The sequence below is a fragment of the Bacillus sp. FSL L8-0152 genome, from assembly GCF_038006365.1.
Taxonomy (GTDB): domain Bacteria; phylum Bacillota; class Bacilli; order Bacillales; family Bacillaceae_G; genus Bacillus_A; species Bacillus_A cereus.
Genome location: NZ_JBBOVB010000001.1, coordinates 990,790 through 1,011,506, shown reverse-complemented (window position 1 = coordinate 1,011,506; position 20,717 = coordinate 990,790). Strand labels below are relative to the sequence as shown.

Sequence of the window (20,717 nt, the reverse complement as noted above, 5' to 3'; positions counted from 1 at the left end):
AAATTTATACATAACGAGGGAATAGAAATGAAACTACAATTAAAAGCGGATTTAGGGCTACTACTAGTTACATTCTTTTGGGGTGCATCCATCTTACTTACAAAGGTTGGACTCGAAGGCATTGAAGAATACAACTTAATCGCATTACGATTTATTATCGCCTTTCTTTTATCAGGTTTAATATTTTACAAACATTTATTCAAAATCGATTTTAAAACGGTAAAACATGCATTTATACTCGCTTCTGTCTTATTTATCGTTTACATTTTCGCGACTTTCGGCACAAAGTACACAAGTGTTTCTAACGCTGGTTTCTTACTATGTCTCACAGTCATTTTCATTCCGATATTATCAGCCCTATTTTTAAAACACATTCCGGAAAAGAAAGTGATAGTAGGAATCCTTTTAACGATAATAGGAATCGGCTTATTAACATTAACGAGCGAATTCAAGATCGGTAACGGCGATATATTTTGCATACTGTCTGCCTTATTTTATGCAATCCACGTCATCATTACTGGCAGCGTAACAAAACATGTGAACTCCATTGCACTTGGCGTCATACAACTCGGTTTCGTCGGCCTATTTAGCCTTATATTTTCATTCATTATCGAAACACCAAAACTACCTAGCACAACCAACTCATGGCTCATCATCTTAGCCTTAAGCATATTTTGCACCGCAGTTGCTTTCATCGTGCAAGTAATCGCCCAGCAGTACACGACGCCTACACATACAGGACTTATCTTTTCATTAGAACCTGTCTTTTCCGCAGGCTTCGCTTTCGTTTTCACAGGTGAAACGCTAACAGGAAAAGGATACTTAGGGGCGACGCTTATATTAGTAAGTGTGTTGATTGCTGAGGTTGATTTTAAGGGATTGTTGCGGGTTAATTATAAGAAGAATATGGAATAGTTATTTCGCTAAAGTACATAAACATACCCCGAAAATATTCATTTGTATTATTTTCCCCCTCTTACCTTAATTGTTTTAGATGCTACCTTCGAATAAGGTAGCATCTAAAATATGTTACAAGGAATTCTTATATTTATGTAGCCTGCATAGTTAACCTTTTCTACATTACTTACTGCACATAGTCATACAGATTTTTCGCTAACAATAAACAAGTTACTGTAATGAAAAGAGCACGAACATACCCGCTTCCTTTTTTTATAGCAAATTTGGAGCCAACAATCCCTCCAGCAATTTGAGCAATCCCCATTACAAAACCATACGCATAGTTCACTTGCCCCACATACATAAATATTAACAATGCACCAACATTACTTCCTAAATTAAGAAACTTCGCATTACCTGCTGCTTTTAAAAAATCATACCCAATAAATAAAAGAGAAAACATTAAAAACGAACCTGTGCCAGGCCCTAGAAATCCATCATAAAAACCAATAACAAAAACAAAAAAAGTAAAAATAATGACGTGTCGACCAGACAATTTCTTATGAGTGGAAATACTACCCCAATCCTTTTTGAATATCGTATAAATAGCCACCGCACCAAGCATAATCAGCATCAATGGCTTCAGTATTTCTGGATTCATTAAATGAACGGTCCATGCCCCTATTATGGAACCTATGAAAGTGAGCGGAACTAATTTAAACGCCGATTTCAAATCAAGATTACCAGAACGATAAAACACAATATTACTAGTTGCACTTCCCATTGTCGACGCTAGTTTATTCGTAGCTACTGCACTTGCTGGATTCAGTCCTGTAAATAATAAAGCTGGTAAAGCAATGAGTCCACCACCACCTACAACTGAATCAATAAATGCAGCTACAAATCCAAAAACAATCAAAATCATTAATACAGATGGGTCTAAATAAAAATCCATACTATTAACCTCCCCTTTAGTCACTATTTGAATAGTAACTAATGATTTGCTAAATGTAAACAGTTATTGTAACGTTAAAATATAAAGTGAAACTTTAATCAGTGGGGCCACTGATTATTAGTTGAACCAATCGGGCTTTTACGGGCAGCCCGACCCCCACCTAACTTCTTTGCTTCCGCTGAATTTTGAGGTGGGAGTCTTACTGCCCGTTAAAGCGGGATAAAAGCAAACATCGGAGGACGAAAAAAGTGGACTACATAGTGCAACAGCTTAAAAAAATTGGTTTCAATGAATATGAAGCTAAATCTTATGTATCTCTTGTTAAACAAGGGCCTGTCACAGCCTACCAAGTGAGTAAGGATTCGGGTGTCCCAAGAGCGCGAATTTATGAGATTTTAGGTAACCTTGTAGAAAAAGGAATTGTCATGAAGGAAGAAATAAATGACACCACTCGCTATTCACCTCTACCTGTTGAAATCTTTTTACAGAAGGCGCAAACAGAATGGCAGTCTACTTACGAAGGAATAAGTGATTCATTAAAAAAACTAGAAACTTCCGAGGAAAAAACGGATAATCGAGTGATTACTTTAAAAGACAATCAAACAATCATTAGCTATTGTCAGGCATTAATAAAAAAAGCAGAACGACGTATTGTCATTTCAATGTGGGATGAGATGTATGAAGCGTTAAAAGAAGATCTATCTGAAGTAGCTGATAAAGTTACAATACAAGGTATTACCCTGCATGTTGAAAACCCAATTAAAAATCTAGAAGCCCATCGCATAACACCTTATACAGAAACCTTGTCTACAGAACATTGGTTTATTGTATCGATAGATTCTAAAGAGATGATTTATGGACCATCACTTGAAGAGCGTAATATTGCTTTTTATACAGATGACCCCGTTCATATATACTTATTAGAGGATTATGTATGGCATGATGTTTTAGTAAATCGACTTGTCCGACGTAGCCAAGATGACTTGCAGCAATGGATTACTGCAGAGAGAAGATCTTTCTTTATGGGGAAATGAGGAACATATTCAAAGAATCAAAAAATAAAGCATAAGTTAATGAAATGGTACACTTATGCTTTATTTTATTTACAAAGTGATACTCAAGTCTTTTAACTATTTCCCCTCCACAAACTGCCCAAACTCCTTCAAAAACCTCAACTTAAAACTCCCCACAGGCCCATTCCGATGCTTCGCCACATGAATCTCCGTCATCTCTTTCTGCACTGTTTCCTTATCATAATAATCCTCTCGATACATAAGCATAATGACATCCGCATCTTGTTCAATTTGTCCTGTCTCTCTTAAATCAGATAAAAGAGGGCGCTTATCTTGACGTGCTTCTACCGAACGAGACAATTGTGACAACGCGACTACACAAACATTTAATTCCCGTGCTAATACTTTAAGCTTACGAGAAATTTCACTAATCTCTTGAAATCGATTACCCTTATGCTTCGGATCGCCCGTAATAAGCTGCAAGTAATCTACAATGACTAAAACCTTCTTATCACCGTGCTTTCTCTTTAACTTACGAGTTTGCATCCAAATATCTTGCACCGAAATGCCTGCGTTATCGTATATTTCAAGTGGTAATTCCCCGATCTCCGCAAATGCCTTACTCACCTTTTCCCAGTCCTCTATCGCAAAACGATGCTTCGGATTTTTCAGCCTACCTCCTGACACTTCACCTATACAAGACGCCATCCTTTTCAGCAATTGCTTACTACTCATCTCTAACGAAAATAGTCCAATGGCGGCTCCAGACTTCGCCGCATGCAGTCCAACATTTAACGCAAAAGCAGTCTTTCCCATAGAAGGACGCGCACCAAGAACGACAAAATCACCTTCCTGCAATCCGCACGTCATTTTATTTAGCGACATATAACCAGTCTCAATACCCGTAATCTCTTTCGCATCTTGATGAAGCTCTTCATATAAATCAACTAGTGCATCCTTCAAATCAAACTCACATACACAGTCCTGTTCCTCTAACTCACAAAGTGCCGTAATCGTCTCACCGATAATTTTCTCATTCTTCTCCGCAATAAGACGCTCTCCCATCTTGTGCCCAAGAACACCCGCCTGATACATTTTCCAGGCACCTCGAACAAGCCCCTCATAATAAGAGAAGTTGGCAGTTGTAGGCACACCATCCATTAACCCTATAAAATACTCCATTCCCCCGATCCCCTCTAAAAACTTCGGATCTACCCTAGAAATGAACGTCACAAGATCAATCGGTTGCCCCTCTTCTTCCATTTTTCGCATTAACTGAAATATAGACTTGTGCACTGACAGAGAAAAATACTGCTCCGTCAAACGGCACTCCTTAATAAGCTCTCCATCAATTAATAGAGAACCTAACACCGTCTTTTCTGCTTCCACATTTTGAATACTCATGGGCGCCACCCGCGTTCTGCTAAAAAGTGCTGCAACTCTTCCTCAGACGGCGCATTCTTCTCCCACTCCTCACACCTCGCCAAAAACTCCTCCGTCTCCCCCGTACTAACAGACGAATCCTTCTTCCTAAAGCTCGCCGTATCCGCCTCCACCTCACACACCTTCGTAAATCCTTTCCCGTGCCATCCTCTCAAAATCCCCTTCACATAAGCAACCGTCCGCTTATTATTCTCAAATGCAATTTGAAGAGCCTTCAGCACAAGCTCCTCTGACAAATCTTCCATCCACGCACTCAGTTCCTCCACAGTATGCGGAGACAAACTACCGAAATGTTGCTCATAAAAAGAAAACACGCGACTTCCCGTTTCTTCCTCTATAACCTCTTCTTCCTCTGTCTCCTCGCAAACTGGATCAACATCATCCATAGCCAAATCACCCGGCATACCAAAATGCGCTAAAAGCATCGGAACATTCAGCTCCTCCTCTACGCACTTCTGAAGAAACATATGTACAAACTCCTTATTCTTCACACCCTTAAGCTCGCGAAGCACACACTTCTCCACATTCGTATTCGTCACCGGATTATAACGAAGCCAATTCAAAACAAATAACTCCCGTGTATCCGCATCATAAAGAATCTTCCCATAATCAATGAAGCGCTGCACAAGCTTATCAACAGTCTCCCGATTATAACCCGTCTCCATCTCAGCTAACCGCTTCGGAAAAGGAAAAATTCCACACTGCGTCGTCTTCGAACAAGTTAACAAATACACATAAAAATACCGCTCCTCCGGCGTCAAATCCAAAACAAAATCATCCTGCCAAAAATTCACCTGCACAGTACGATACACCGCCATCCTAATTCCTCCCGTCCTAATTCAAAAATGAAGAATTCCTCTTTGTACTATATATAGGAAGGAGGGGTGGGTTTTTGGCGTGTTATTTCAAAATTTTTTTCGACTCCTACTACTACGGTGTTTGTTGGTGTTTTTGTTTTGTTATGTTTTTTCTTAGTGATTTATTACTTGGTAGGGGCTTGTAAGGGGCTTAGGAGGGGCTAGTTATCGGTTTACTTCGATTAGAAAGACTCGATCTGAAAAGCCACCTCGTTCTTCTGCTTTCTTTTTACGGATGTTGTTGATTTCTTCTAGTGTTGTACCTTCGTGTTCGGCTAGGGCGTTGATTAGTTCTAGGAGGTCGGATAGTTCTTCTAATTTATATACAATACAATATATTATATTTCTTACCCCTTAATAAATTTATTAATTATGTTATAATGCTAATGTAATATTTTATCGAATTAATTAAGAAAGGTGCTTTACATGAATAAATCTACTTCAACTCAACCAAAATATACCACTATCGGTCTGTATCAGTTACTTTTTTGGATTTTAATCTTCCTTTCTAGCATTCTCTTTAAAGATATGAAAAACGAATTAACAATCAATCCAAATGATATACTTCATGAGAATTTTATTACTAACTCAGGAAAATTCCTTTCATTTTTCATTGCTTGGGCTTTTATTTTTATTTACTCTCACTTTTCTTCTCTTCCAATTAATAATATGTACTCTACTTTTTTAAACTTAATAAGTGATAATATAAAAAAATTACTCTCTCCAAAAATAATATTGATTACTATAATTACTCTCTTTATTTTCTGTTTGACATTAAAAAACGAGGATGTAGTTAGCTTAACTATTGCCACTATACTTCTTATTCTTCATATTATTAATACGTTTTTACTTTATTATATATCTAAGGATATCTCCAAAAAATTTTCTACACGAGTTATCTTACTATATATTTTTATATTCTTTATAGCTACGGTTTATGTTTATCTAAATAATTCTCTAGAAATAAATTCCATAGTTTCACTTGTGAATTTTTTCTTTTTATCGTTTTCCTTTGCATTTATATTATTTTTGTATCTATCCCTTCTATTAATGGCACTATACACACTATATTCTATAATGTATGCAGAATATTCTGCCGCAACATTAGGAAAGATAATATTAGAAAATAATTTGAGATTAAGAGAGTTAAAATCTTGCAAAATACCTGATAGTGATGGAAAAACATGCACATTCAAAGACTCGTCTGACCTATTTCAAAAAATTGAAAGCGCAAATACTAAAAGTAACTATATGTCTGCTATCACAGACATAGTAAAAAAAACTACTGTTCCTGATACAGTGAAGGATTCCATACTCAATACATTTAATTCTGTTCGAGTTTCGAAAAAAGAGCTTCAGAAGGAAAAAACATCCTATGTACAATTGAGGAATCAAACCAATCTCCTTATTTCTGTATTTACAGCTATAATTACTCTTATAATAGTCATAATTTTTACTTTGATTTCGGTTATAGAGCTTTCCTATATAAAGAATTTATTATTCGTTATATACACTTTTGTTTTTTTAAGACTCCTATCTCGTTGTTTTGAAATTTGTATAGCTTTTTATCAAGATATTATTGCCAAGAAATCCTTGAAAAACACATTACTCACTGGAACAGACCGAATTAGTTTGGCGATAAAGAGTATAATAGAAATAATTTTCACTGTTGCTACTCTTTCAATTATAGAAATTTTATATGGGACTGATTTGCTGAATATCTTAAGAGAACAGTATGATTTTGTACAATTAATAAAGCTAATTATCTTTAGTTTTTCTAACAGTATCGCAACTTCCCTGTTCAACATATCTTTTCCTGGTAGCACTCACAATATAACGCTTTTAACCTTAAGTCATCATTTAATTCATATAATGCAAGTCATTACAAGTTTAACACTTATTACTTTATCTATAGCAAACTACATCAATTTACCTAAATATAGTTTTTATTATGAACTACGTGAAACAAATACAGAATTAATTTTATATAAAGTTTTTTATACCAATAATACTAATTATGAAAAATTAATTCTTTCAGCTCATAGCATAGATTCACTATCTTTCATATTATATTCTTCCTGGCAGAATGGGACATTAACCGATACTGATTATTTAGAGATTGAAGAATTTCTAAATGATAATAAAAATAAATAATATATCTATATAAGCTGTGAATAGTTTTTCACAGCTTATTAAAATTTTCATCATACATATTTTTTCATTTTATTAACTATTTATGGATTGAGAACATATTAGTTTATTGTAGATTGGCATAAAAAAACAGTTTAACTAGGTGTTAAACTGTTGCATTGCTTCTTTTATATAGTTTTCTTCTTCAGTTGTGAAGAGAGCTGGGAATTCGGATAGTGGAAGGTTTGATTTTTGGATTATATCCTCTATATCACTTTGAGATATATCAAGATAGTTCGTTACCTCTGCTATTACATTGAAAAATCCCTTCAAGGTAACTTGAACATCATGATGACTTGGATCCTTCTCTTCTTCCTTATAGTTTTTCAACTCCCCTATTACATCCATAAAACGTTGCTCAAACTCTTCTTTTAAATCCTTATTGTTATAAAACGCTCGAACACTATCCTTTGAAAAGTGTTCCTCTAACCATTCCTTATTTTCTTTCTCCCATATGAAGGTTTGCAAAAACGAAGAAAACAAAGCGACATCCACTTGTTCTTCCTTTTGAAATTTCTTCGTCAACTCATCCATATGCGAAAGCACCTTCGCAATTCTTTCTTGCTCCGCCAAAAGCAATTCCCTTTGAAAATGCATTTGTCTTAAAAATTCTTTCGTCTCTACACTACGCTGCAATATAATATTTTGAATCTCCCCAAGCGAAAAACCGAGATGCTTAAACGATTGAATTTGCTGCAGCACATACAAATCATCTTTCGTATATAACCGATGCCCACCCTCAGTATAATCGCTCGGCTTTAATAAATTAATCTTGTCATAATAACGAAGCGTCCGCACCGTAACATCCCCAACACTTGCAAACTCACTAATCATCCACGCCATATCATCACCTACTCGCTAACTTCTCTTTCACATACTGAAGCATATAAGAAAAACTCATCTCATTCTGCCTACAATATTGAAACAAACCTACAACAAGTAATAAAAAAGGTACATACCCTCTATAACTATTTTCATACTCACTAATACCATCATAAAAGTACTCATATTTTCTTCTTCGTAAAACGATATAAACTGCAATAAACAACAATGCAATCATAACGAAAAATCGCTTTCCCTTTTTCTCCACTTCTTGTTTCATCACCTATTCTCCTTCCACCGCGTACTTATCTTCTTTAAATAAAGGAATTCGAATGAAATAACGATATGGTTCATCGCGTATTACTTTCCACGCAACAATGATCACTTGAACAACCTCAAAGGCAAATACGGCCCAAAACAAAACATCACTAATACGCGAACTAATATTAAATAGAAGAAAGATTAACAAATGAAAATTGAACGCCTTTCGGCAATGGTATTTGTACACCTCATTTTTACGTGCCAGTGTGATGTACATGAGTAGTGGCGAAAAGATTCCTATTGCGGCTGATAGTAGTAGCATGATGATGGTGTTTCTTTTTTCTTTTGTGGTAGTTTTCATGAGTGGTTTGGTCCCCCCTTTTTGATTTGTCTTCTTTAGGTTAGGGGGTGACGTTGGGGGAGGTGCAAGGGGAACATATGGAAAAAATTAGTATCATCAATATAGCTAAAGTAAGATCTTTACCTTGACAGGGTGGAGGTCATCATTTAAAGATTTACAAGCACTTTACTTACAAATAAAAAGAAGAGCGTATACCTTATTTGCCCTTCTTCCCATAGCTAACAATACACTTTATTTAACTAACATTTATCTATTGTATTTAAAAATTGCTCCATTTCACTTAAACTCGTCTGTTCCATATAAAAATCAACTTGGCCCCTTATCCATGACCTCCCCCTTTATACCTAAATACTACACCCTAACATGTAACACCTCTAAAACTTCCCTAAACAACACCGATCCCCTACCAACAACCAACTCCAAAGGAACTTCCTTAACTCGTCCATCTCTCCCCACCATAACAACCCCACTCTCATAATCAACCCAAATCTGAACATCCTGCACATAATAACTCTTAATAGAAGAAGCCTCATCTAAATTAAGGTGATCCAACTCAACCTTAACCTGCTTCGTAAAACGACGCAGCGTTTTCCAAAGAGTTCGTTCTTCTTTTGATTTCATGAATAATTCTGGGAGTTCTTGTACTTCTTTTAATAACGACATAGTTGTTATTGTGTATGTTTGAATGCCATATCCTACTGGGCGGATGAGGTGGTCTAGTTTTTTCCATGGCTCTAGTTCGAAATGTACATACTCATCGTTTTGTTGCATTTGAATATGCTTGATTTTGGCGACGTATTGAATTCCACCTTTTTCTCCATGCCATTTTTTCGGTGCATATAATGCTATGTACTTTGCTTCTTGCCATCCTGGTTTTAACTGTGTGACTGGTAACTGGTATAAGCCTTCTTTTCTATATGTTTCATAGTCGGCTTCAGTTTTCACGCTGCCCACTAATACTTTTTCTTCTAGCGAGGAGTGCCATTCTTCTTTGGTGCCTCTTGGAAGGATGCCTTCTCTTATAATTTCTTCTGGGCTTTTTTCAATGAGATGATCTAGAAATTGTTCGACTAGTCTTGTTGCGTTTGGTAAGAACGGGAATCCACCGATATTTACTTTTTCTATACTTTTATAAAATGGATGGTTCTCGTACGCTTCCTCTTGATTCCGTGGGAATAGTACGTACGCTCCGTACGCTGTTCGCTCAAAAGGTCCTTCTTGTTCTACTACTAATGCGTCTCTATAGCGATGCATTGTGTTAATGTCTTCTTCCATTGGACCAGGGGTGCCGTACTTCCTTTTATAATGAGATCTTTCAGCAAAATCAATTCGGTATTTCGCATCAAAAATATATTGATATTGATAGTTCTTTCCCTTTTTCTCAATAGCGAGTATCGTATCTGGTTTTTGTGTAACTGTTGGCAATCTACCATTTCTTTTCTGGAAATAAAGTTCTATTACTTCATCAGTAACTGGATGCTTGAACGTTCTTTTTGCAGTTTTACTTTCATCTAGCGTTACATATAAACCATCTTGTTTAACTTGAATAACATCTTGATGGAGCGGTATATACTTTTTGGATAGAATTTGTCCAAGTTTTAAATACGTCCAGTATTCGTATAACCTTGCGACATCTTTTACCGACATTTTGAAAATTTGTCCTCGTAATGTTAAACCTCGCGATAGCATTAAGAAGATTTGATATGCATCTCTATAGCCTGCCGCCATTTGGATTACGAGTGAAAAGACTGAGCGATCTAATTTTCCTATCCCTCGCCAAAATGGATCGTTCAATTCATTTTTCATTCGATACTTCATACTTTTTACACGTTCTAGCAAATCTTCATCAGTTTCACCACGTGTATATCTAGATTTTATCTCTAGCGCCTTAAGTAAATCATCTATTTTATGTACAACTCTTTGAATCATCCATTTAACAAATCGATTTTCCAGCGTATCATAAGACACTTCCTTATAAGCTGTAATCCCTTTAGTCGGTATATAGTTTTCTCCTTGCAACAAGTGTGGTCGCTTTCGCAAATAGTTCATTCCGACAGAATCCAATTTACGGATTTTTTCTCCTCGTACAAGTTGATGTCTAGTCATAAGCGTATGATGCGGTTGTCTTTTTATATGAGAAATCGACTTCATAAATCGCTCAAAGGAATCATTTAAAATACGATAGAACTCACTCTTCGATGGATTTGTAGCATAAATTGCAGATGCTCCTAAATAAGTTCTTTTTAGTAAATGAAATGCTAAATTATAGATTTCATCATTTACTTCATTTAATAAAGCTCTGTAATCATCCTTATAATCCAGTTTTGCCGGGAAAACTTCAAATGTAACAGTTAATAAAGTTTCTTGCTCGTCTTTAATTTCGAATGTTGTATTTCCTACTTCATTTGGAAACGAAAGATTCCCCATTAACACATGAAGTGACCCCATTTGAATAGAACTAACTTTCTTTCGAAAACCCGGATGTTCATGATAAAAAGAGAGCTGCTTATTATTTTTCGGAACAACAACAAGCTGATAACTTCTATTTTCAAAAAAGATTGGCGGGTGTTCGTTCCATTCGTCTAACCTCTGCAATCTCGCATCAAATACAGAAATGGATTCCGTCTTCCCATCTACATGAAAATACATCATTTCATCCGCGTTCATAGCGTGATACTCTTTTAAACTCTCGTATTTTTCATGATAAGGATTTCCTTTAATCGTCAATGATAGCTCCTCTGTTTCAATCTTAACTAGCTCTATCTCATTATTAGATCCAGAAAGAGGTGAAACCATCATACTCGAACCTCCTTAACATATGAGACAGCTTGTTAGCTGAACGAGGATACTTAGCATATAAAGCGTCATTATTGCCACTATCATATTCTTCATTTGCGCATAATACATACAACTGTTTTAATACCTCTTCTGTTCGTCCATCGCTCCCTGCAAGACGCGGTAAAACCTTTTGATATATTTGATAATCAAGCGCTTCATCGAATGACAGTAACTTTCCTTGTTCGTTATATGCCATATAGAAACAAATTTCATCTCGTATACGATATCCAACTTGAGCTCCAACTGATTCAAGTGTTTTATTTATTTCTATTAAAATGGTCGATATATTTCTCACAAGATCTTCGTTTTCTTTAAAACATTCTTTTAGATGAAGATACTCGGTTTCTAAAGAGCGATTAGAAACAATTTCAGCTTCCTTCTCTTCTACATCCATTAAGAAATTAAAATAATCTAAGTTAACGGTATTAAACTCAATTGTATTCGCACGATCTAATACTTTCTTACTCAACGGATGTGTCGTTTCATCCATATTGACAGTTCCAATAATGTATATATTTGATGGAATCGTAATATGCTTATTCGTAATTGATTCTGGAAGAACTGGTGACGTAACAATTTTTCTATCTTTCCATTTACGACTTTCAATTACACTTAAAAAGTCACTAAAGTAGTACTCTACTCGAGCTAAGTTCATCTCATCCAACACTACAAAGTACGGTCTATTTGGATTTGCATCTGCAGCTTCAAGTACCTGAATTAACGGTCTTTCTTGAAACTCGCCTTGAAGATTCACATAGCCAAGCAAATCAGAACTATCACTCCAATCAGGTCTAACCGGAATAAGGGTAAATTGTCCATTCTCTTCCGTAGCCCCTAAACTCTCCGCAAACCACTGAACAATTTTCGTTTTCCCTGTACTGGAAATACCTGACAAAATCACAAACGGCTTCGTCTTTAATGACAGGAAGAAATTAATAAGATCCTTTTTCTCATAAAAGAAACCTTTACTTTGAATATAAGAAGACACGTGATCGATAATTGATTGCTGATCTAAATACACTTCTTTCCTCTCATAAATCATTTCATATTTCGTCCCTTTCTCTTTGTAAGCAATAAATCCCTCATAATAACGAAGCATTTCTTCTAGATCTTCTACTAACTCTTCTTCACTTGGCATTTTATTAGCATCGTACGCAATATAAGCCGCTGTTGAATTCGCATATCCTTTTGCTTTTGGGCTTGTCCCTAGGAAAATCTCATCATCTTTTTTCACCTTTTGGGACATATGTATTTGCTCGCGAATCTCTTCTTTAATTTTTTGCATCTCTTCTTTAGACGTTTCCGTCACACCTTGTCCAATGGTTAAATAAAGTCGTTGCATATCTTCACTAAATAAGTAAACGATATAATAACCTCGCTGCGTGGATGTTGTAATATCTCTATGCATTAGCGCAATCCACGGAACTGTTGCCCAATTCCCTTTCCCAACTGACCCTATCACACTGTACTGCTTCTCATTTATAAATGGTAAACGAATGATCTCTGTTGGTATATCATTTCGGACTGTTAATCCTAATTTATGTCCTGCAAATTTCTCTTTTTTTGCATCCAAATATTCTTTCATTATCTTTAAAAAGCCTTCACGTAAACTACTACTCATATTACCGCCCTTTTCTTCACTCTTTTTTATATATTGTTCAGATGGAATCCATTCATTATTAATCAGCCCTACTTGTTCAAGCCAATCTAGTAAATTATTTGTTCGCCTCTTCGCTACCGATTCGACCATCAAATTATCTCCTAATGAATTTCGGACAATCGTCATTCCAAAATCAACTAGAGCTACTTTCTTTTCATCCTTTGAATACTTCTCTAACAATCCAAGAACAAATAAAGCATGACGGAAATATTCTTGTTTTAAAACTAGCTGTGCAATATAAGCATTCTTATCCTTAGATTGAACATATTCACTTAGTAGAAGCTTATTCATTTCATGGGATTCATTCAAAAAGCCCAACAACCTTAAATCCTGGCGTGCGCGCGACTTCCTACTATATAAATTTTCATCCGTTTGTTCACGTAACGTACTTGGATTATATGTACCATTTATTATCTCTTCTAAAAAGAGCATGACTTTATCATATTTTTCACTTGGTAAGTTATCTGTTTGGAACGTTTCAAATGCAATAGCATTTTCTCCATTAATTTTTGTTACCTCTACAAAAGGTAATTCTGCAAATAGCGATATAAGAAAAGCATTCCGTTCCTCTTGTCGTACAAAATCGTTAACATTAACTAATTGAACATTTATTAAATCTCGCCAAAATTGTTGGATCTCTTCCTCATTAACACTAAATTCTAAATCCAACTCTTCTTCTATTCCAATTTCCCTTTCTACATGTACTTCATTATTTTTTATCGTCGTAATCCAATTACATTTACTATCAATGATATGAGTAATTCGCTTTTTTACTTTAATAAATTCGATCATTATTTTACCTAGCATCTTTATCCCCCGTAGCTACAATTAGTTACAATTACTGTTATTTTATCAAAATATCTACAAGTAAAAAACATATGAATGAGACGATATCATTTATTTAATATATCTACCAAAAAATTTTTCACATCACAGTTGCCACATCACTCCGCATTCCGTAAAATGATGATATGCATTGGAAGGAGTTATTATATGCCGACTTTTCAATATGGAACTACAGCTATTGAATATGACATCGAATATGCCGACGATAAAAAGGATGTATCTATTATTGTTGAATGGATGGAAGATATTCGGCTCATCGTCCCGACAGGTATTACAAATGATCAAGTTGAGGAAATTATACGGAAGAAAGCACCTACTATCTTTCAAAAAATGAAAGAAGTTAATGAAATAATTGAGCCTCCTTTACCAAAGGAATTTGTCAGTGGTGAAAAATTTTCTTATTTAGGACGAAATTATCGATTAAAAGTATATAGAGAAGAAAATCTAAAAAAATCACAGTTAAACTTTGTACGTGGAAAATTTATCGCAAGCGTTCCATTTGGGATAGACGAGACTGAAAAAAGGAGACAATTACTAGGGTTGTTTAAAACTTGGTATCTTGAACACGGTATAGCTAAGGTAGAATCACGTTTACAGCTATACTGCGCTAAGATGGACGTTTCACCTAATGATGTACAACTAAAAGAGCAAAGAATGCGTTGGGGTACTTGTACTTCTGAGGGGAATATCTATTTGAATTGGCGAATTGTCATGTCGCCAATGTCTATTGTGGACTACGTACTCGTGCATGAATTAGCACATTTAAAATATATGAATCACAGTAACGACTATTGGAACTTTGTACGCTCAATCTTGCCAGATTATGAACAACGTAAAGAGTGGTTACGTGTAAATGGTCCTACTTTAACATTGGAATAATATCAAAAGGCATCTCAAATGAGATGCCTTTTGATATTATCATTTTATTTTTTATAATGTACTGTCGCTAAATCTATCAATTGCTGTGTTAAGCTCTCCAATTTTTCTTTTGGACAAGTACTTACACGCAGTTGTTTCTTAATCTTCTTTCGCATTTCACGTTTCACATCTTCTTTATTCGTCCATTCCACAATATGTGCCTCTTGCTGAATAACATCCGTTATAAGATGAGTTAATGCTTTCAAATCTTCCACATCATCATATGGAGGCATTTCTTTCTCTAACATTTGATAAAAAGGATATTGCTCACGAGTAAAACCGTGTTCTTCTCCCTTTTGTGCTGCTTGTCGCATATCATTTACCATATTACGATATTCTTCCAACAACTCGTCGATATCCATCTGTCGATCCTTACGCCTTTGAAGTAGTTCTTCAAGTCGCTCTTTTAAAGATGTATAGTAAACTGGATTTTCTTCCATTTTAACTCGTATTTCATGGCGAATCGCATGCTCCATTTCAGCCGCTTTACCTTCAGGTGTCTTCGTTTCATCTATTTGTTTTTCAAATCGATTTGAAAGAATATCAATTGGTTCGTGAACAACAGCAATTCCTACTGCGGCAAGATGCTCTTCTATAAGCTGTTTCACCTTTTCTCCACAGTCACTAATATCCATCTCATCGACACGATAACGAGACTTTGCTGCTTGGCGCACTTTACCTAGAAACTTTAAATCCACTATGTAATCCTGCGCTTTTGGACTAGGCATTACCATATCCATACTTTCTGAAAAACGTTTAAATGCTGTGTCAAATTCATTTCGTATATCTTCTGGTTCTAACGCCTGTAAGCATGCTTCTAAATTATCTGTCGGGATATAGTCGAAAAAGCGCATAGCAGAACGATGACGCGACTGTAACCTCGGTATTTCAGTATCGATATTTTGTAAAGCCCCTTGTACATCTTCTTTATTGAAAATAGCAAGCGCTTGTTCTAGGAATCTAGAAACACCGTAATAATCGACAATCAATCCATAAGTCTTCTTATCATATGTACGATTTGTACGAGCAATTGCTTGTAAAAGATTATGTTCTTTAATTGGCTTGTCTAAATACATAACTTGTTCGATTGGAGCATCAAAACCTGTAAGTAGTTTGTCACATACAATCAAGAAACTTAGGTTATCCTCTGACATCGGCTTTTTGAAACGAGCAATTACATCTTTTTCTTCATCTTTTGATAAATGATGCTTTTGTAAATGCTCTCCATCATTATGACCTGCTGACATAATAACTTTGGATTCATAATTACTTAGTTCGTCCAACATCTCTTTATACATAACTGCGGCTTCACGGCTAATCGCTACAATTTGCGCTTTGAAGCCATTTGGCTGAATATGTTTTTCATAATGCTCAATCATGTCTAGTACAATACGTTTAATTCGTTTTTGAGATGAAATAATTGCTTGTTCGGTTGCATATTTCTTCTTAATACGTTCCCGATCTTCGTCACTGTACTCACGGAATTGTCGATCAAACAATTCGTCTAACGAATCTCCCTGCACATGCAAATCGGGCATTCTTCCTTCATAAAAGATCGGTAATGTTGCTCCATCTTCTACTGCTTGTTCAATTGTATACTTATCAATATATGGTCCAAATGTACGATTTGTACTTTTATCTTCCTTATCAATCGGTGTACCCGTAAATGCTAAATAACAAGCATTCGGCATAGCGCTTTTCATTGTAGTCGCTAATCCACCATATTGAGAACGGTGAGATTCGTCAATCATAACAAAAATATTCTCTGCAGTAGATAAATTTTTGAATTCTTTCGTCTCTGCATCCTCTTGGAACTTCTGTACCAATGTCATAATAGTAGAGCCTGTACCTTGCCCAAGCAACTGTCTCAATTGTGCGACTGACTCTGCCTGTTGCGGATTTGGGAAACCACATCGACGGAACGTGTTTGTAATTTGATCATCCAAGTCTTTACGGTCTGTAACCACAACAATAGTAGGATTCTTAAGTTCCTTAATTCGTCTTAACTTTACCGCAAGATAAACCATCGTTAAAGATTTCCCACTTCCTTGCGTGTGCCAAACAACACCGCCACGTTGCGTCTTGTCTTCTGAACGAAAAATACGGTCAATTGCCTTATTTACTGCACGGAACTGCTGATAACGAGCAAGTTTTTTAATCGTACGACTATCTACTGGCTCATATACAATGAAATTACGAATTAAGTCTAGTAAATTCTCTTTTGTTAACATGCCTGCCGTTAAAATATCTTGTGGTGTTGGAGACACACCTAACTCTGCAACTGTTTTCGGGTATGGGTCTTTCCATTCCCCATAGTGTTGCGCTTTCGCTCCAATTGTCCCTGCTTTTGCACGGTCATTACTCGTTACAATCATAAATTGATTATAGTGAAATAGCTGCTCATGTGTGCTTTGATATCGGTGTAACTGGCGTACCCCTTCACCAATTTGTTCATCTGGAGATAGCATAGGACTCTTGCATTCAACAATAACAAGTGGTAACCCGTTAACGAAAACAACTAGGTCAGGACGAATATTGCCTTTTGCGTTACTAATTGTAAACTGATCTACCACAAGGAACTCATTATTTTCAGTTTTTTCGAAATCAATAAGTTTTACTGTTTGGTTCTTTTTCCCTTTACCAAGATCTTGTTGGACAGAAATCATGTTAACTATCATTTCATGAAACTTTTGATTTGCTTCCATTAAGCTTGTTGATTCGATATGTGTAATGGATCGAATCACTTTTGCCAGATTGGTATCTGAAAGCCAAGGGTTTAGTTGTAAGATAGCTTTACTTAAGCGGCCTTTTAATATAATTTCACCTCTTGATTCTCGTTCTGAATCAAGAGAAGGACCATGAAGATGTTCATAGTCCTTCTCTTGTAATTGTTCAATCATACGGTTTTCAACAAGTTGTTTCTCATTCCATTTAGCAGAGGAGGTCATTCTTGTGTCACCTCTGCTTCTTTAGATTTTACACGTACTTTTCCTGTAAGAAGGATTTGCATAAGACCTTTTTTCAAAGTTCGTAACTTGCTCAGTTCCCTCTCTTCTGCGCTTATTTTCCCCTCTATAGACTGAATAATTTCTGCTATCTTACACTGCTCATCATACGAAGGAATTCCTATTGAAATACCACTTATTTGCTTTTGACTAATCATAGGAATTGAGGTTTGTGAAATATTTGCCGCTAATCTCTTCTGCACAAACTGGCTGCTAAGAAAAAGATTTAAAAATACACTGTTTATTTTGATATTCTTTAATAATACCATGCTCGGATTAATAGTTGCTTCTCCTAACTGTTTATCAATTAACGCAACCTTTCCAATTGTTGAGCCTCGCTGTACTAAAATTATGTCACCCATACTAACCATAATCTCTGGTGATTCTTCATACTTTTCTTGTGAAAGATAAACTGGATTTTTCAAATCTAATTTATATCTGGAATTAATTTGTGTAGCCCCCAATACTAATGGACCACTTTGCCTTAAATCTTCTTTTGTATATCCTTTCCATCCTATTCTCCCTTTTATCTCTGTAATCTCTCCTAATTGTTTTACATCCCACACTTCAGGGATCTCACCTATATCCGTTTTCTTAAACTTTGTATGTCCAATTCCTTTTGTAAGAAGTTGCTGCATTAATCCTTTCTTTGCTTCTTCTGTCTTCTCAAAAATAGCCTCTGTTTTTTCAATAGCTTCATCGACGGATGATAGAATGGATGCGATTTTTTCTTGTTGTTTAATGGGAAATAAAAGAATATTTAAATTCTGTATTATGTCTTTTTGGACATGAGGTATTCCGGTTCCAGCTGTATTTTTTGCGATATAATCATTCTTAAACTTAAGGTTATAATATAAAAATAACGGATTTATAAAATTTTTATTTTTCAATTTTAGTGCAGCAATTGTAGAACCTATGTATCCTGAGAGTCCAATAGCTACCCTACCTGCACGTGAACCATCCCAAAGAAGCAAAACATCCTCTTCCTCGCAAATTTTACATGAAGTGTCATCTGTAAAATTCGAATATTCCTTTGAATCAAATGCTTCCGCCAAAACATAAGGTTTAGTGAATTCATCGATTGGTAAATCAAATAATTGTTTCGGCTTCTTACCTTTAACAATATCAATATGTTCTCCAATAGGTATACTTATAACATCACTCACCATATCCCAGCTCCTTTAAGTAACCATACATAACAGTTTCAATTTCCTTACGTTCTTCTTCCAATTTACGAAGTTCAACTAATACATTAGCTACATCAATCTGCTTTTCTTCCTCTGTTGTATCAATATAACGAGTAATATTTAAGTTATAATCATTTTCACAGATTTCTTCACTACTTACAGAACGACAATACTTCTCTACTTCTTCATATTTATCATAAGCTGCTACAATTTTTTTAATATCTTGATCACGTAATGTATTTTGTTTCTTTCCCTCTTTATAATCCTGAGAACCATCTAAGAAGAAAATTTTATTTTTATATTCTTCTGGCTTATTACGATTCAAAATTAAGATACACGCTGGAATCCCCGTACCATAGAAAAGATTTGAAGGTAAACCAATAACCACTTCAATTAAGTCTTCTTCAATAAGTCCCTTACGAATCTTTCCTTCTGCTCCACCACGGAATAACACACCATGTGGCATAACTACTCCCGCTTTCCCTTCATGATTTAACGTAGCAATCATATGTTGAATAAACCCATAATCTCCTGCTGTTTTTGGCGGCAATCCAAATCGGAAGCGACCATATTCATCACTTTCAGCTTCCTCACGTCCCCAGTTTTTTAAGCTGAATGGTGGATTGGCAATAACACGGTCATAAAGAATAAGCTCGCCTTCCTCTAGTAACTTAGGTTCACGAATTGTATCTCCCTTTTCAATACGATGGTCACTTAACCCATGTAATAATAAATTCATTTTACAGATTGCCCATGTATTAAGATTTCGTTCCTGTCCATGTAGAACTAAATTCCGTGGATTTCCGCCTTTTCCTTTAATGTAGTCTACAGATTGAATAAGCATTCCACCAGATCCTGCTGTCGGATCACATACACGCATTCCTTCTTCTGGTTTAATCAGTTTTACAATAAGTTCTACTACTTCGCTTGGTGTGTAGAACTCCCCACCTTTTTTCCCTGCATCATCTGCAAACTGCTTAATAAGGTACTCATACGCACGACCAAGCATATCAGGCTCTGATAAACTCGCATTGCTTAAATCAATTTTAGAAAAATGCTGAATCAGTTGTAATAATAGACTGTCAGGCAACTTCTCTTTATCATTGAAATCGATGTTCGCTAGTACCCCTTGTAACGATACGTTTTCTTCTTCTAACTTCTCGAATGCTTTATTAATGGCGTCTCCAATATCTTGTGTTTTGGAATGAATATCTTCCCATCTTACACCTTCTGGAACAAAGAACTGATGCTCATCACGATCATACCAACCATAATCATCTTGTTCTTCTTCCTCGATACGTTTTGCTGTTTCTACAAATACATCATTCAAACGCTTTAGGAACAATAAACCAAATATATAATTTTTATAATCAGAAGAATCAATACTTCCTCGCATTATGTTTGCTGATTCCCATAGATGGGATTCTAATTGTTGTAATGTTAATTTTTCCATGTGCTTTCCTC

Annotated in this window: 15 protein-coding genes and 1 pseudogene; 4 read left to right on the top strand and 12 right to left on the bottom strand. The window is 35.7% G+C overall.

Annotation, left to right across the window (positions count from 1 at the left end; all coding sequences use genetic code 11):
* Window positions 1–27 precede the first annotated feature (27 nt).
* Window positions 28–915, top strand: a complete 888-nt coding sequence (locus tag MHH27_RS05180) for a DMT family transporter (protein ID WP_090975680.1) — start codon at window positions 28–30, stop codon at window positions 913–915.
* A gap of 169 nt (window positions 916–1,084) precedes the next feature.
* On the opposite strand, the gene MHH27_RS05175 is transcribed toward MHH27_RS05180, so the two are convergent.
* Window positions 1,085–1,852, bottom strand: coding sequence for a TSUP family transporter (locus MHH27_RS05175; RefSeq protein ID WP_340941826.1), 768 nt, complete (start codon window positions 1,850–1,852; stop codon window positions 1,085–1,087).
* A 248-nt stretch (window positions 1,853–2,100) separates the two neighbouring features.
* Between MHH27_RS05175 and MHH27_RS05170 the strand changes: the two genes are divergently transcribed.
* The gene (locus tag MHH27_RS05170) at window positions 2,101–2,886 is read left to right on the top strand and encodes a TrmB family transcriptional regulator (protein WP_000384620.1); all 786 of its coding nucleotides are present in this window, start codon (window positions 2,101–2,103) and stop codon (window positions 2,884–2,886) included.
* A 96-nt stretch (window positions 2,887–2,982) separates the two neighbouring features.
* Here the strand turns inward: MHH27_RS05170 and dnaB are convergent, their stop codons facing one another.
* The 3 genes and pseudogenes from dnaB to MHH27_RS05155 form a co-directional block, all read right to left on the bottom strand.
* The gene (gene dnaB, locus MHH27_RS05165) at window positions 2,983–4,269 is read right to left on the bottom strand and encodes a replicative DNA helicase (RefSeq protein ID WP_340941823.1); all 1,287 of its coding nucleotides are present in this window, start codon (window positions 4,267–4,269) and stop codon (window positions 2,983–2,985) included.
* Window positions 4,266–5,126 (bottom strand): DnaD domain-containing protein, encoded by an 861-nt coding sequence (locus MHH27_RS05160; RefSeq protein WP_016117316.1) that lies wholly within the window; start codon window positions 5,124–5,126, stop codon window positions 4,266–4,268. The genes dnaB and MHH27_RS05160 overlap by 4 nt, the downstream gene beginning before the upstream one ends.
* 204 nt (window positions 5,127–5,330) lie before the next feature.
* Window positions 5,331–5,489: pseudogene (locus MHH27_RS05155) on the bottom strand (nucleoside triphosphate pyrophosphohydrolase); the annotation flags it as partial.
* Window positions 5,490–5,591: 102 nt separating this feature from the next.
* Between MHH27_RS05155 and MHH27_RS05150 the strand changes: the two are divergent.
* Complete coding sequence (locus tag MHH27_RS05150) at window positions 5,592–7,319, top strand: hypothetical protein (RefSeq protein ID WP_016117315.1); 1,728 nt, start codon at window positions 5,592–5,594, stop codon at window positions 7,317–7,319.
* Window positions 7,320–7,454: 135 nt separating this feature from the next.
* Here MHH27_RS05150 and MHH27_RS05145 read toward each other — a convergent pair whose 3' ends face one another.
* From MHH27_RS05145 to MHH27_RS05125, 5 genes are all read right to left on the bottom strand, one after another.
* A complete protein-coding gene (locus MHH27_RS05145) occupies window positions 7,455–8,198 on the bottom strand; it encodes a MerR family transcriptional regulator (protein WP_016117314.1) in 744 nt (247 codons plus the stop codon).
* A 4-nt stretch (window positions 8,199–8,202) separates the two neighbouring features.
* On the bottom strand, window positions 8,203–8,457 hold the full coding sequence (locus MHH27_RS05140; RefSeq protein WP_016117313.1) for a hypothetical protein: 255 nt from the start codon (window positions 8,455–8,457) through the stop codon (window positions 8,203–8,205).
* 3 nt (window positions 8,458–8,460) lie between these two features.
* Window positions 8,461–8,799, bottom strand: a complete 339-nt coding sequence (locus tag MHH27_RS05135) for a DUF4870 domain-containing protein (protein ID WP_340941822.1) — start codon at window positions 8,797–8,799, stop codon at window positions 8,461–8,463.
* 351 nt (window positions 8,800–9,150) lie between these two features.
* On the bottom strand, window positions 9,151–11,595 hold the full coding sequence (locus tag MHH27_RS05130; RefSeq protein ID WP_340944812.1) for a restriction endonuclease-like protein: 2,445 nt from the start codon (window positions 11,593–11,595) through the stop codon (window positions 9,151–9,153).
* A complete protein-coding gene (locus tag MHH27_RS05125) occupies window positions 11,570–14,104 on the bottom strand; it encodes an McrB family protein (protein WP_340941820.1) in 2,535 nt (844 codons plus the stop codon). The genes MHH27_RS05130 and MHH27_RS05125 overlap by 26 nt, the downstream gene beginning before the upstream one ends.
* Before the next feature lie 186 nt (window positions 14,105–14,290).
* Here MHH27_RS05125 and MHH27_RS05120 point away from each other — a divergent pair, with 186 nt between their 5' ends.
* Window positions 14,291–15,022 (top strand): M48 family metallopeptidase, encoded by a 732-nt coding sequence (locus tag MHH27_RS05120; protein ID WP_340941818.1) that lies wholly within the window; start codon window positions 14,291–14,293, stop codon window positions 15,020–15,022.
* A 44-nt stretch (window positions 15,023–15,066) separates the two neighbouring features.
* On the opposite strand, the gene MHH27_RS05115 is transcribed toward MHH27_RS05120, so the two are convergent.
* The 3 genes from MHH27_RS05115 to MHH27_RS05105 are packed head-to-tail and all read right to left on the bottom strand — an operon-like array spanning window position 15,067 to window position 20,706.
* A complete protein-coding gene (locus MHH27_RS05115) occupies window positions 15,067–18,009 on the bottom strand; it encodes a type I restriction endonuclease subunit R (protein ID WP_340941817.1) in 2,943 nt (980 codons plus the stop codon).
* Window positions 18,006–19,232 (bottom strand): restriction endonuclease subunit S, encoded by a 1,227-nt coding sequence (locus MHH27_RS05110; RefSeq protein ID WP_340941814.1) that lies wholly within the window; start codon window positions 19,230–19,232, stop codon window positions 18,006–18,008. Before MHH27_RS05110 ends, MHH27_RS05115 begins: the two co-directional genes overlap by 4 nt.
* Window positions 19,225–20,706: a type I restriction-modification system subunit M gene (locus MHH27_RS05105; RefSeq protein ID WP_340941812.1), complete on the bottom strand. Its 1,482-nt coding sequence runs from the start codon at window positions 20,704–20,706 to the stop codon at window positions 19,225–19,227. The genes MHH27_RS05110 and MHH27_RS05105 overlap by 8 nt, the downstream gene beginning before the upstream one ends.
* Window positions 20,707–20,717 lie beyond the last annotated feature (11 nt).